Source organism: Paenarthrobacter sp. NEAU-H11 (genome assembly GCF_050573415.1).
Classification (GTDB): Bacteria; Actinomycetota; Actinomycetes; order Actinomycetales; family Micrococcaceae; genus Arthrobacter.
In genome coordinates this window covers 29,984-43,837 of record NZ_JBNZGA010000012.1, presented here as the reverse complement: position 1 = coordinate 43,837, position 13,854 = coordinate 29,984, and the positions used below count along the sequence as shown (strand labels likewise).

Sequence of the window (13,854 nt, the reverse complement as noted above, 5' to 3'; positions counted from 1 at the left end):
CTACAGCGCGGCGATGGCTTCCTGCAGCACCGGCGCCAGGCGGCGCACGCCTTCGGTGATGGCTTCCGGGGGCACGGCGCTGAACGCCAGGCGCAGCTTGTTGGACGGTTCGTCCGACGGCGTGAAGGCGGCCCCGGGGATGAACACCACTCCGGCGTCGATCGCCTTCTGCAACAGGGGATAAGTGTCCACCCCCTCCGGGAGGGTCACCCATACGAAGAAGCCGCCCTCGGGGCTGGTCCAGGTGGTTCCGGCCGGCATGTGCTCGGCCAGGGCGGCGAGCATGGCGCTGCAGCGTTCGGCGTACAGCTCGCGGTAGGTCTGGATCTGGCCCCTCCAGTCATAGTCGCGGAGGTACGCCGAGACCAGCATCTGGTTGAAGGCCGGCGGGCAGAGCGTCACGGCCTCGGCTGCCAGGTAATACCGGCGCTGCAGGTGTTCGGGAACCAGGGCCCAGCCGATCCGCAGGCCGGGGGCGAAAATCTTGGAGAAGGAACCCATGTAGATGACGTCGTCCGGGTTTTCTGCGCGGAGCGGCTTAAGTGGCTCACCGCCGAAGCGGAGCAGGCCGTAGGGGTTGTCCTCGATCACCAGGATATTCGCTTTGCGGCATATGTCCACCACCTGCTGGCGGCGCTCCTTGGCCAGCGTTATCCCTGAGGGGTTGTTGAAGTTGGGGATGGTGTACAGGAACTTGACGTTCTTTCCGGCCGTCTGGAGGGCGGCAATCCGCGCCTCCAGCAGTTCCGGCACCAGGCCGGACTGGTCCATCCCTATGGTTTCCACCTGCACCTGGTACGCCTCGAAGGTGTTGAGTGCGCCCACGTAGGTGGGCTCCTCCACGAGGACCACGTCGCCCGGATTGCAGAAGACCTTGGTGGCCACGTCCTGCGCAGACTGCGAACCGGCGGTGATCACCACGTTCTGCGGAAGGGCGTCGAGAATGCCTTCTGCCGCCATCACCTCGCAGATCTGGGCGCGGAGCTCCTCGGATCCTTGCCCGCTGCCGTACTGCAGTGCGGTCAGCCCGTCGTCGGCGATGATTTTCGCGGCCGTCGCGGCGAGCCGGTCCAGCGGGAGGGACTGCAGGTAGGGGCTTCCGCCGGCAAGCGAGACAAGCCCTGGACGCATGGAAATGTCAAAGACATCCCTCACCGCTGACTGTCGGATGTTCGCGGCGCGTGCTGAAAACAGTTCTTCATGGCGGTGGGCGGAGGTTGCCGCCCGCTCGATGGCATCAATGGCTTCGGCCGGCAGCGTCCCTGCTGCGGCGTCAAGTGTTTCGTGGGTCACATCATCAGGATACCGCGGAGTGTTGCCTAAAAAGCAACACCTGTATATCAATGAGTCACCCGGGTTGTGTGCCCGGCCCTTGGAAGCAGGGCAGCCCTAGTCGAGCTCCAGCGCCTCCGCCAGGCTGCGTCCGTTCACGTAGATCTCTGCCCTGATGGCGCCGGCGGCCGCTACGGCTGTTTGCGTGAGCTGTGCTTCCATGCGGGGCACATCGCAGGTCCCTCCGGGCCTAAGGACGCCGGTGAGGTACACCGTGACGGTGGTGCCGTCGAAGCTGCCGGAAAGGAACTTCAGCCGCGACCCGGACAGGGCGTTGTAGGCCTTCGGTTCATGCTCGGACAGCGCCTCCCCGGGCGGGTCCAGCAGCGCGCCGATGGCAGCAGGAAGCGCCTCCGCGGCAGGGCCGGCGTGGGCTATGCCCACCAGGCTGTCATTGCAGCCAAAGCGCACTCCGTTCCTGCCGCCGTCGTCCACGAGCACGTAGTACGCGGTGACCGTGCCGGCCTCGGATTCGCCATGGATGGTGCCGTCCGGGAGCCCAGCTTGCGCCGCCCCGGCTTCGGAGCTGCCGGTTGCCGGAACGGATGTAGCCGGCGCGTCCGGTCCGGCAGCGGGGCCGGATGAGTCCGGCGGCACGGCGGGAGCCTCCGGCGGCGCGGCGTCCCGGGGCTGCGGTGCGGGGGTAAGGGACTGCGGGGCTTCTGCCGTCGCGCCCCTGTTGACTGCCAGCGGGGCGGAAGGCGCCTGCCTGGGCTCCTGGGGGGCCTGGACTACGCAGGCGCCGAGCCACAATGGAAGCGTGAGGCTGGCCACTGCTGCTGCCCGCAGCCTGGCCCTGCGTTCTCCTGCATTCCACCCTGCTGGCATGCCTGCACCGCAATCCTTGTCCGGTCCGGTGGATTAACGTTACGGCCGGGGTTTTGGAGCGGGAATGCCGGGAAGGTACCGGTTGGGATAAGAGTTGGTCACGGGAGCGCGGCAGGCAGCGCCGCAGTCAGGACGTCGGCTGGCCCGGCCATACCCTGCCCTCCCATGGATCGTAGTCCGCAATGAGTTCCTCCTGCTCCGGGCGCTCCGCCTCCGGGACGTGCTGCAGGTTCACCCGCACCCGGTACCAGAGCGAGCTCGATCCGCGCATCCCGTCCACCATGACGTCTGCTGGATGGAGGTCTTGGACAAGGCCGGCATGCCGGGACTTCCACTCCCCAAGGGCGGCCAGCGCCTCGGGCTTGGTCCTGGTCCGGGCCACTTCGATGAGCGGCATCACCGATTGCCGGCGGCCGGAGCCGTCCCCGGCACGCGGCGCCTTCTCGGCGGGTCCCAGCTCGGCAGCCAGGGCCAGGAGTGCATCCAGGGTGCCCACGGCGTCGTCGATCCCCGCGTGGGGGTCGCCCATATCAGCGAAGCGCCCGGGCACTGTTAGGACCGTAAACTGTTCGGGCCGGGCGGAGCGGACTTCATCCCACGTCAACGGCGTGGAGACCCGGGCGTCGGGCAGGGGTCGGATCGAGTAGGCCGATGCCACGGTGCGGTCCTTGGCGTTCTGGTTGAAGTCCACAAACACACTCTCACCGCGCTCCTCCTTCCACCACCGCGCGGTGGCCAGGCCCGGAGCGCGGTTCTCAACCTCACGGGCGAGGGTCTCTGCGGCGAGCCGGACGTCACGGTAGGACCACTGCGGCGCGATCCGCACCAGGATGTGGAGCCCGCGCGAGCCGCTGGTTTTTGGCCACCCCGCCAGGCCGACGTCGTCGAGCACCTCCCGCGCCACATAGGCGACGTCGACGATCTGCGACCAGTCCACGCCCGGCATCGGGTCAAGGTCCACGCGGAGCTCATCGGGGTGCTCCAGGTCCTCGGCGCGCACGGGATGCGGGTTAAGGTCCAGGCACCCGAGATTCACCACCCAGGCCAGGCCGGCGGCGTCCCGGATGACCGCCTCTTCGGCCGATGTCCCGGACGCGTAGTGCAGTGTTGCGGTGTCAATGAAGTCCGGGTGGTTTTCCGGCACGCGCTTCTGGAAAAACGGCTCTGCGCCGATGCCCTTGGGGAAGCGCTTGAGGACCATCGGCCGCCCGCCTGCACCGCGCAGTGCGCCCTCCGCGACGGAAAGGTAGTACCGCACCAGGTCCAGCTTCGTCAGCCCCGGTTCCGGGAACACCATCTTGTCGGGGCTTGAGATGCGGACTTCTGTCCCGGCAATGGAAAGGGTCTCGGCCGGGGTCTTCGACGGGCTCATTCCGTCACGCTAGCAACGATCGGATGCGGCAGCCAGAGCGGGAGCGGCCGCCGCGTTAAACCGAAGTGCCCGCGGACGGCCAGCTGGCTAGGCTGCCGGCCGGGCGGCCGCGAGGGCGTCGAACACACCCTTGATCTGCTCCACCACCTCAGCGTCGTCCTTCGGGTGGATCTCAGCGAAGCGCACCATGGAGCCGGGCACGGCGAGCTTGACGTCCTCGAGAACCCGGGCGCCGGCGATGCCTGCAGCCTTGCGGGCCTCGTCCTGGGCCCAGACCCCGCCGTACTGGCCAAAGGCAGTTCCGACGACGGCGGTGGGCTTGCCGGCGAGGGCGCCGGCGCCGAAGGGGCGGGACAGCCAGTCGATGGCGTTCTTCAGGGCGGCCGGCACCGTGCCGTTGTGCTCCGGAGTGACGAGCAGCAGCGTGTCCGCCTCATTGGCGGCGGCGCGCAGCGCGGCAGCCGCCTCGGGCACCTGGCCCTCGACGTCGATGTCCTCGTTGTAGAACGGAATGTTGCCCAGGCTCTCGTGGATCACCACGTCCACCTGCTCCGGTGCGTTCAGCTGGATTGCCTCGGCAAGTTTCTGGTTGGTGGAGTCGGCGCGGAGGCTGCCGACGAGGGTGAGGACGGTGCTCTTGGTCATGGGAACTCCTGGATCAGGGCTGCGGGAGGGCCGCTGCCGTTAGAAAGCTGGGGCAGTTACTGCCTTCACAATAATAAACGGACCGTAGTCCGTTTATTATTCCCGGGCCTTAGAATAGCTGATGTGAGCTTCATCCCACTGCGGCCCGGCCTGACCCCGGAGCCCTCCCCCGAACGTAGCGACGCCGCGCGGAACCGGGAACGACTGCTGAAGGCTGCGCAGGAACTTATTGAGGAGTGCGGCGCCCAGGGCTTGACCATGGACCGGCTCGCTGAACACGCCGGTGTGGGGAAAGGCACCGTTTTCCGCCGGTTTGGCAGCCGGGCCGGGCTGATGCTTACCCTCCTGAGTGAATCGGAGGCTGCCTTCCAGGCGCGCTTCATGTTTGGACCGCCGCCGCTAGGGCCGGGCGCTCCCGGGCTGGAACGGCTCATCGCGTTCGGTGCCGAAAGAATCGCGTACGTGATGGAATTCGGCGAGCTTGTGCTCGCGGCGGAGAACGCAGCCCGGGGCCGCTTCGAAGCGCCTCCCGCGGCGCTCTGGCACCGCCATATCGAGGTGCTGCTCCGGGAAGAGGGATTCGAGCCCGACCCCTGGCTGATGGCGGGATCCTTGAGCGCAACCCTTGATCCGGAGCGGCTGCTGACCCTGGTGAGGGTGCACGGAGTTACCCCCGAACGGTTGGCGGCTTCGTGGCGGGAGCTTGTCACACGGGTGGTCCGCGGCGCGTAGATTACGCCAGTTTCGTGCCGGCCGTCCAGTCACACGAACTTCACAAACTTATTCATAACGATCTGATACGGGCGGGTAGCTTTCCGGGCGTCCGCCCGCATTTTCGCTCGGGGCTTGTGATAGTTTCCTCTGGAATGTGACCCGCGACATAGTCCATCAGGACCTGGCCTGCCAAGGCTGCGGGAGGCCAGCCACCCGCTGGTGAAGGACCCGATGACGCGGCACAACCCCCGCTGAACCGGGGATGACGGAAGGATCCAGCACGTGATTGTTGACAGGGCCAAGAACCCGGCGCGCCAGTGGATACCGCTGTGCTCCTTCCCCCGGCCCGTGGCGGCGAAACGGAAATAGCGCCCCATGCTCAGGTACCTCGCCAAGCGCGGCATCACGTACATCTTCATGATCTTCCTGACTACCTCGGCGGGGTATTTCCTGGCGGTCAGTTCCCTGAAGCCCGCGCTGCTTGAGCAGGAACGGATTCCCCGGCCCACCCCCGAGCAGGTGGCAAACTCCATGCGGCTGAAGGGCCTCGATCCAGATCTCAGCCCGTGGGAACGGTACGTCGAATGGCTGACCGGGATCGTGACTCGCTGGGACTGGGGCCGGAGCCCCAACGGCGCCTTCATCAACGCCGAGTTCGGAGACCGTGTCTGGATCTCGACGCGGCTCTTCCTGGCCTCCATCATCCTGACGCTGGTGATTGGCGTGGCCCTGGGGGTCTACTCGGCCGCACGCCAGTACAAGTTCCAGGACCGGGCCATCACTTCGTACAGCTACCTTGCCTACATCGTTCCCGCCCCGATTGCCTACTTCCTGGTGCAGCTGGGTGCCATTAACATCAACGAAACCGTAGGCGAGCGCATCTTCTTCGTCACCGGCATCTCCACACCCGGCATAGAGCCGGGCTGGGCCCAGTTCATCGACATGCTCGCGCACTACGCCGTTCCCACGGTGGCCATCACACTGGTGGGCTGGGGGTCCTACCAGATCGCCCAGCGCCAGTACCTCCTGGACAACGTTAACGCGGACTTCGTCCGGACGGCCCGCGCCAAGGGGCTCACCCGCAACCAGGCGATCTCCCGGCATGCACTGCGCGTCTCCTTCATCCCGGTGGCCCAAAGCATCGCCTTCACCATCCCGGCCATCTTTGCCGGCGGCTTCTTCGCCGAGAAGATCTTCGCGTGGCCGGGCGTGGGTTCGTGGAGCATCGACGCCATCTCGCTCCAGGACGTGAATGCCGCCACCGCCACCCTGGCGTACGGTTCGGTCATCTTCGCCCTGGGCGCCATCCTGGCGGATTTCGCCACCACCCTTGTTGACCCGAGAGTGCGGGTGCAGTAGCCGTGACCAACCTCAATGCAGTGGATCCGGCCGCCGTCGCGCAGGACGCGCACCTGGAGAACGCCGACGTCGTCATTGGCAAGAACACCATCATCTTCCGCCGCTTCATGCGGAACAAGACGGCCGTGGCGGGCCTTGCCATCTTCCTTGCCCTGACCCTCTTTTCCTTTGTGGGCGGATACTTCACCCAATGGGACAAGGAAACCATCGACCCCTTCAACATCGGCATGCCGCCGTCGGCCGAGCACTTCCTGGGGACCTCCCAGGCGGGCATAGACCTCTACGCGATGACGGTGGAAGGCACGCGGATCTCCATCCTGATCGGCCTGATTGTCGGTCTCGTTTCTGTCCTCGTCGCCGCCGTCTACGGCTGCACCATGGCCTACTTCGGCGGCAAGGTGGACAAGGTGATGCTCTTCATCCTGGAAGCGCTCATCATGATGCCGGCCCTCCTGGTAGTGGCGGTGGCCACCAGCGGCGGAGGTGAGGGGCTCAGGCGGAACCTGCCGTCGTGGCTGCTGCTCATCATCGTGCTGCTCGTCTTCAGCTGGATGGGCACGGCACGGCTGATCCGGTCCATGTCCATGTCACTGATGCAGCGGGACTTCGTCAAGGCAGCCCAGTACATGGGCGTCCCGGCGCGCAGGATCGTGTGGCGGCACCTGGTCCCCAACATCGGATCGCTGCTGGTCCTGGACATCACCCGCGGCGTTACCGGTGCCATCCTCGCGGAAGTGGCCTTCTCCTTCATCGGCATCGGCATCAAGGTTCCGGATGTGAGCCTCGGCGTGCTGATCGGCGGCGCCACGTCCCAGGTGCAGACCTTCCCCTGGATGTTCTGGGTGCCGCTGACCGTCATGTTCCTCCTCACCGGGTCCCTGGCCATGATGAACGACGGCCTGCGGGACGCCTTCGACCCCAGCTCAAGTTCATCCGGCAGCGCCAGGAAACGCACCGCCCTGAAAACCCGCGTAAAGGGGAACGCCTCATGAGCAGCGAAACTGCCGCCGGTCCGGTTGGGCAGCCCCAGTCAGCGGTGGAGCGGCTGCACGTCGCGGGCCTGCACGCGCCCACGGACGCAGTCCTGTCCGTCCGGGACCTGAACGTCCGCTTCAACACCGAGAACGGCGTGGTGCACGCCGTCCGGGGAGTGGACTTCGACCTGATGCCAGGAAGGACGCTGGGCATCGTGGGTGAGTCGGGCTCCGGCAAGTCGGTGACGTCCCTCGCCATCATGGGCCTGCTCCCCGCCACAGCCGAGGTCACCGGCTCGGTCCGGCTCAAGGGCAAGGAACTGCTGGGGCTCAGCGACAAAGCCATGTGCGGGTACCGCGGCAATGAGCTGGCCATGGTCTTCCAGGATCCGCTGTCTTCCCTGACGCCCGTCTACACGGTGGGCACGCAGATCATCGAGGCGCTGACCATCCACAACCCCACCATGAGCAAGCAGGCGAAGGAGGCGCGCGCCGTCGAACTTCTTGCCATGGTGGGCATCCCCAGCCCCAAGGAGCGGCTCAGGGCCTTCCCGCACGAGTTCTCCGGCGGCATGCGCCAGCGGGTGATGATCGCCATCGCCATCGCCAACAACCCGCGGGTCCTCATCGCGGATGAGCCGACGACGGCCCTGGACGTGACCATCCAGGCCCAGGTGCTGGAGGTGCTGCATACCGCGCAGGAGGAGACCGGCGCCGCCGTCGTCATGATCACGCACGACCTCGGCGTGGTGGCCGGCATGGCTGACGACATCATGGTGATGTATGCCGGCAGGCCGGTGGAGACGGGTGCAGTGGATGACCTCTACTACAACCCGCGGATGCCCTACACCATGGGCCTGCTCGGCGCCGTACCCCGCGTTGATGTCGCGGAAAAGGCATCGCTGGTCCCCATTGAGGGAATGCCGCCCAACCTGGTCCACACACCCACCGGCTGCTCGTTCGCCCCCCGCTGCCCGCTCGCGGAGGACGCGTGCCTCGATGGCGAACCGGCGCTCCTCCCGGTACCGGGCAGCGCGTACCACAGCGCGGCCTGCATCAAATCGGAGTCCCTGGGCGGTGACGTTGATGCCCACGATGTCTTCGCCGCCCCGCCCGTGCCCGTCTCACGTTTCGACGCCATCCCGCGGGAGGAGCGCTCAACAGTCCTGCAGCTCAAGGACGTGCGCAAACACTTCCCGCTGACCCGGGGCGCGCTGCTCAAGAAGCGGATCGGCACCATCAAGGCAGTGGACGGACTGACCTTCGATATCCGCGAAGGGGAGTGCTTCTCCATCGTGGGGGAGTCCGGCTCAGGCAAGACCACCACGCTGCTGGAAATCATGGAATTCCACAAGGACCAGGATGGCGAAGTGGTGATTGGCGGCATCAGCAACAAGCAGGCCGCCGATGCCCGGACCAAGAGCGCCATGCGCCGTGAACTCCAGATGGTGTTCCAGGACCCCACCGGCGCACTGGATCCGCGATTCACGGTCTATGAAGTGCTCGCCGAGCCGCTCCAGAACGCGGGCATGGACCGGCAGGCCATCAAGAAGCGCATCATGGAGCTCATGAAGCTGGTGGGCCTGCAGCCGGACCACGTCAACCGCTTCCCCAACCAGTTCTCCGGCGGCCAGCGCCAGCGCATCGGAATAGCCCGCGCCCTGGCCGTGAACCCGAAGCTCGTTGTCCTGGACGAGCCTGTCTCCGCCCTGGATGTCTCCGTCCAGGCCGGCGTCATCAACCTCCTCGACAAGCTCCGCGCTGAACTGGGCCTCAGCTACCTTCTGGTGGCCCACGACCTCTCCGTGGTCCGGCACATCTCCAACCGGGTAGCCGTGATGTACCTGGGGAAGATCGTGGAGATCGGCGAGGTGGACCGCGTGTTCGACAACCCCCGCCACCCCTACACCCGCGCCCTGCTCTCGGCCATCCCGGTTCCGGACCCGCAGCTGGAACGCACGCGGGAACGCATCATTCTCCGGGGGGAGCTGCCCTCGCCGCTGGACGCCCCCAAGGGCTGCAACTTCGCCACACGCTGCCCCGTTTTCGCAGCGCTGCCGGCGGCGAAGCAGGAAAAATGCCTGACTCTCGAACCACCACTGGAGCCCGTACCGCCGTCGCCGGCGGCCCAGGCCTTGGCGGCGCACCCGCTGCCCGCCGTGGACCAACGCTTCGCCTGCTTCTTCCCCGACGGGGAGCTGGACGAGGACATGCTGGTGGTCCATGACGCGGCGGACCACCATGCATCCTAGGTTTTACCGGCCCATCACCAGCACCACCACTCGCACCAACGAAGGGAACACCATGAGGAATCTGAACAGGATCGGCGGAGCGGCGGCAATTGCCGCAGCTCTGGCGCTGACTGCCTGCGGCGGCGGTGGCGGGTCCACCGGGCCGGAAACGGCCAAGGGCCAGGAGGCAGGCAGCGACCTGTCCAAGCTCATCAGCATCAATGAGAAGCCTGCGGCCGATCTTAAACAGGGCGGCAAGGTCACCCTTCCGCTGGGCAACATCGGCCCGGACTTCAATGGGTTCTCCAACAACGGCAACAGCGCGGACAACACCGCGCTGCACCGTCCCATCGACCAGGCGGGAACCTGGGGATGCTGGGACATTGCCTTCGACGGAAAAGTGACTCCGAACAAGGACTTCTGCGAGTCCGTGGAAAACAAGGTAGAAGACGGCAAGCAGACCATTACCATCACGGTCAATGAGAAGGCCGCGTACAACGACGGCACGCCGATTGACGTCAAGGCCTTCCAGAACACCTGGAACATCCTCAAGAGCCCGGACGCCGGTTACGACATTGTCAGCTCAGGAAACTACGAGTTCGTTGAATCCGTGGAGGCCGGCAGCAATGACAAGGAAGTCATCGTCAAGACGAGCCGGCCGGTCTACCCGCTGGACTCCCTCTTCACCGGACTGATCCATCCGGCCGTGAACAGCCCCGAAATCTTCAACGAGGGCTTCAACGGCGAACTGCACCCTGAATGGATGGCAGGGCCCTTCAAGGTGGACCAGTACGACGCCGCCGCAAAGACGGTATCCCTGGTTCCCAACGAGAAGTGGTGGGGCAACAAGCCGGTGTTGGAGAGTGTCGTGTTCCGACAGCTGGAAACCAGCGCCCAGATCGCAGCCTTCAAGAACGGCGAGATCGACGCCATGTCTGCCAACACCATCTCCCTCTACAAGCAGCTTGACGGCACCAAGGACTCCGAGGTCCGCCGCGGCCAGCGCCTGTTCGCCGGTGGCATGAACCTCAACGCCCAGCGCATCACCGACGTGGCTGTCCGCGAGGCGATATTCGCCGCCGTTGACCGCGAAGCCCTCCGGAAGGTCCGCTTCAACGGCCTTAACTGGGAAGAGCCCAGCTCCGGCTCCATGATGCTGCTGCCCTTCTCCGAGTACTACCAGGACAACTACCCCGTGAAGGAAACCGGTCCGGACGCCGCCAAGAAGGTACTGACCGACGCCGGCTACACCGCGAATGCAAACGGCATCATGGAAAAGGACGGCAAGCCTGCCGCCTTCAAGATCAGCAACTTCGGTGACGACCCCACCACCCTAGCCTTCACCCAGACCCTGCAGAAGCAGTTGCAGGCCGGCGGCATGGATGTTGGAATCGACCAGCGGGCTTCTGCCGATTTCGGCAAGGTGCTGGGTTCCCGGGAGTTCGATATGAGCGTTTCCGGCTACACCGTCAGCGCGGACGCCACTGAAGCCGTCAAGCAGTACTACGACTCCAAGACCAACGAGAACCAGTTGGGCGACGCCGAACTGGACAAGAAGATTGCCGACCTGGCTTCCATCGAGGACAACGCCGAGCGCAACAAGGCGGCCATGGAGGTGGAGAAGGAGCACATGGCGAAGTACTTCTCCATGGGCGTGGTCATGAACGGCCCGCAGATCTCCTTCGTCCGTACCGGCCTGGCCAACTACGGCCCGTCCCTTTTCCGCAGCCTGTCCCAGGTTCCGGACTGGACCGCCATCGGCTGGGAAAAGAAGTAGACCCCACCCGCTCTGTAGCGAAGGCCGGCACTCCCTGGGGACAGGGGGTGCCGGCCTTCGCCGTCTGCCCGAACCCTCAACGCTCTCTCACTTAACGTGGGTTTCTTTGGAATGCTCTCTCACCTAAGGCCCCCATTTCGGCGCCTCGCATCCAGGCCTGCGGGAGTAGCGTAGGAATATGACCGGGGACCCAGCTTCGCAGCGCACCATCCGTACCGCCGTCGTGGGTTTCGGGCTTTCGGGAAGTGTGTTCCACGCTCCCCTGATAGCGGCGGACCCCCGTTTTTCGCTGGACCTCATTGCCACCTCCAACGCCGGAAGGGACGCCGCGGCAACCGCCCGGTATCCGGGGGTGAGGACAGTGCCGGACGGCCATGCGGTCCTTGCCCGCGCGGACGAAGTGGACCTCGTGGTTCTGGGAACGCCGCCTGCCACCCACTACCCGTTGGCCAAGGCTGCCTTGGAGGCAGGCCTGGATGTTGTGGTGGACAAGCCGTTCGCCGTGACCAGTGGACAAGGCCGGGAGTTGATCACGCTGGCAGGGGAGCTGGGGCGGGTCTTGACGGTGTTCCAGAACCGGCGGTGGGACGGCGACTTCCTGACGGTGCAAAAACTCCTGTCCGCTGACGCGCTGGGCAAGGTCACGCGGTTCGAGTCCCGCTTCGAGCGGTGGTCCCCGGCCATCGCGAAGGCTTGGAAGGCGCGCGCCACGGCGGCGGAGGGCGGCGGTACCTTGTTCGATCTAGGCAGCCACCTGATCGACCAGGCACTCCAGCTCTTTGGCCCGGCCTCCGTGGTCCACGCAGAGTTGAAGGCACGCAGGTCGGACGAGCGGGCGGACGACGACGTGTTCCTGGTACTTCGGCACGAATCCGGTGTATTGAGCCACCTCACCATGAACATGATGTGCGCCCAGCAGGGACCGCGGTTCCGGGTGCTGGGTTCCGTTGGCGGATTCACCAAGAAAGGCGTGGACCCGCAGGAGCCGTACATTGCCGCGGGCGGCAGCCCGTTGGACGCCGAGTACGGCGAGGAGGCGCCGGAGTGGGCAGGACTGCTGGGCCGCGATGGCCACCTCGACCCCCTGCCCACCGAACGCGGCGCCTACCCCGAGTTCTACCGCATCCTCGCGGACAAGATCCTCGACGGCGGCACGGCATCAGCCCTGCCGCTTCCGGTGAAGCCGGAAGACGCCGTCGAGGCCCTCAAACTAATAGAAGAAGCACGAAAGCTCGCGCATTAAGCATCGATTGCTCCGTAAATGTCGTTTAGGGGGTTCAAAACGACGCGTACGGAGCAATCGATGGACTACTTAAGCCGAAACGAGTTCGTGCCAGTCGGCGACGAGCGGCAGGTTGTGTGCCTCGGACACGGAGTGGTGTGCCACGTGGCCGGCGGCGATGTTCAGGCCTGCGGCCAGGGCGGGGTCGCGGTCGAAGGCGGCCTTGACGCCCAGGTTGGCCAGGGACACCGCGTAGCGCAGCGTGACGTTGGTCAGCGCGTAGGTGGACGTGTTCGGCACGGCGCCGGGCATGTTGGCCACGCAGTAGAAGATGGTGTTGTGCACCTTGTACGTGGGTTCCTGGTGCGTGGTGGGGTGGGTGTCCTCGAAGCAGCCGCCCTGGTCCACGGCGATGTCAACGAGGACTGAGCCGGGCTTCATGCGGGCCACGAGGTCGTTGGTGACCAGCTTGGGGGCCTTGGCGCCGGGGATCAGGACGGACCCGATCACCAGGTCGGCATCCACCACGGACTTCTCGATCTCGTACTTGTTGGACGCCACCGTCTTGAGCCGGCCCTGGTACTGGGCGTCCAGCTCGCGCAGGCGGTTGATGTTGATGTCCATGATGGTGACGTCGGCACCCAGGCCCAGTGCCATGGCTGCGGCATTGGTTCCCGCAACGCCGGCGCCCAGGACAACCACCTTGGCGGGGCGGACCCCGGGAACGCCGCCCAGCAGCACGCCCTTTCCGCCGGCGGGTGCCATCAGGGAAGCGGCGCCCACCTGGACGGACAGCCGGCCTGCTACCTCGGACATGGGGGCCAGCAGCGGGAGGGTCCGGCCTTCCTGGACGGTTTCGTAGGCGATGGCGGTGACGCCGGAGTTGATGAGCTCGCGGGTGAGTTCGGGCTCCGCGGCGAGGTGGAGGTAGGTGAAGAGGATCAGGCCCTTGCGGAAGCGGTGGTACTCGGCCTTGATGGGCTCCTTGACCTTCATGACCATGTCGGCGCGGGCCCAGACGTCGTCAGCCTCATTGACGATCTCGGCACCGGCAATGGCGTATTCCTCGTCGGTGATGCCGGAGCCCAGCCCTGCGCCGCGTTCCACCAGAACGGTGTGGCCGTTGCTGCGGAACTCGTGGACTCCGGCGGCGGTGATGGCCACCCGGAACTCGTTGTTCTTGATTTCTTTGGGGACGCCGATGATCATCGTGGGCTCCAGGTTCTCGGCTTGATAAGCCGGAAAGTGCGGAAGGATTTCGTATATCAACGATAAATCCGGTTGTGAGCCAGCCGACACGAGACCTAGCAGCCGCTAGCGAAGAAACCGCGTATTTCCGGGAATTTTCCTCCTAGCAGCTGGACATTTGTCGAGCAGTGGGGCGGCAGGTGTCGCCTCGT

Annotated in this window: 11 protein-coding genes; 6 read left to right on the top strand and 5 right to left on the bottom strand. The window is 65.5% G+C overall.

All coding sequences use genetic code 11. The annotated features are described in order from the left end of the window. The 4 genes from ACQ3DC_RS15145 to ACQ3DC_RS15130 all read right to left on the bottom strand — a co-directional run bounded on the left by ACQ3DC_RS15145 (nucleotide 1) and on the right by ACQ3DC_RS15130 (nucleotide 4,177). Nucleotides 1-1,293: a PLP-dependent aminotransferase family protein gene (locus ACQ3DC_RS15145; RefSeq protein WP_321214755.1), complete on the bottom strand. Its 1,293-nt coding sequence runs from the start codon at nucleotides 1,291-1,293 to the stop codon at nucleotides 1-3. A 96-nt stretch (nucleotides 1,294-1,389) separates the two neighbouring features. Beyond that, on the bottom strand, nucleotides 1,390-2,160 hold the full coding sequence (locus ACQ3DC_RS15140) for a hypothetical protein (protein WP_421092649.1): 771 nt from the start codon (nucleotides 2,158-2,160) through the stop codon (nucleotides 1,390-1,392). A gap of 127 nt (nucleotides 2,161-2,287) precedes the next feature. Then, on the bottom strand, nucleotides 2,288-3,532 hold the full coding sequence (gene ligD, locus ACQ3DC_RS15135; RefSeq protein WP_157240315.1) for a non-homologous end-joining DNA ligase: 1,245 nt from the start codon (nucleotides 3,530-3,532) through the stop codon (nucleotides 2,288-2,290). Between the two features lie 87 nt (nucleotides 3,533-3,619). After that, nucleotides 3,620-4,177, bottom strand: coding sequence for an NAD(P)H-dependent oxidoreductase (locus ACQ3DC_RS15130; RefSeq protein WP_321214753.1), 558 nt, complete (start codon nucleotides 4,175-4,177; stop codon nucleotides 3,620-3,622). A gap of 123 nt (nucleotides 4,178-4,300) precedes the next feature. On the opposite strand from ACQ3DC_RS15130, the gene ACQ3DC_RS15125 reads away from it, so the two are divergent. From ACQ3DC_RS15125 to ACQ3DC_RS15100, 6 genes are all read left to right on the top strand, one after another. Beyond that, nucleotides 4,301-4,909: a TetR/AcrR family transcriptional regulator gene (locus ACQ3DC_RS15125; RefSeq protein WP_421092651.1), complete on the top strand. Its 609-nt coding sequence runs from the start codon at nucleotides 4,301-4,303 to the stop codon at nucleotides 4,907-4,909. Nucleotides 4,910-5,266: 357 nt separating this feature from the next. Beyond that, nucleotides 5,267-6,250, top strand: a complete 984-nt coding sequence (locus ACQ3DC_RS15120; protein WP_157240320.1) for an ABC transporter permease — start codon at nucleotides 5,267-5,269, stop codon at nucleotides 6,248-6,250. A 2-nt stretch (nucleotides 6,251-6,252) separates the two neighbouring features. Next, complete coding sequence (locus ACQ3DC_RS15115; protein WP_430752615.1) at nucleotides 6,253-7,242, top strand: ABC transporter permease; 990 nt, start codon at nucleotides 6,253-6,255, stop codon at nucleotides 7,240-7,242. Then, on the top strand, nucleotides 7,239-9,476 hold the full coding sequence (locus ACQ3DC_RS15110; RefSeq protein ID WP_430752614.1) for a dipeptide ABC transporter ATP-binding protein: 2,238 nt from the start codon (nucleotides 7,239-7,241) through the stop codon (nucleotides 9,474-9,476). The genes ACQ3DC_RS15115 and ACQ3DC_RS15110 overlap by 4 nt, the downstream gene beginning before the upstream one ends. Before the next feature lie 52 nt (nucleotides 9,477-9,528). Beyond that, nucleotides 9,529-11,232 carry an ABC transporter family substrate-binding protein gene (locus ACQ3DC_RS15105; protein WP_321214749.1) on the top strand — a complete coding sequence of 568 codons (1,704 nt, stop codon included), beginning with the start codon at nucleotides 9,529-9,531 and terminating at the stop codon, nucleotides 11,230-11,232. A gap of 178 nt (nucleotides 11,233-11,410) precedes the next feature. Next, entirely contained in the window at nucleotides 11,411-12,475 is a 1,065-nt protein-coding gene (locus ACQ3DC_RS15100) for a Gfo/Idh/MocA family protein (protein ID WP_157240326.1), read from the top strand. 69 nt (nucleotides 12,476-12,544) lie between these two features. Here the strand turns inward: ACQ3DC_RS15100 and ald are convergent, their stop codons facing one another. Next, nucleotides 12,545-13,663 carry an alanine dehydrogenase gene (ald, locus tag ACQ3DC_RS15095; RefSeq protein WP_157240328.1) on the bottom strand — a complete coding sequence of 373 codons (1,119 nt, stop codon included), beginning with the start codon at nucleotides 13,661-13,663 and terminating at the stop codon, nucleotides 12,545-12,547. Between the last annotated feature and the right edge of the window lie 191 nt (nucleotides 13,664-13,854).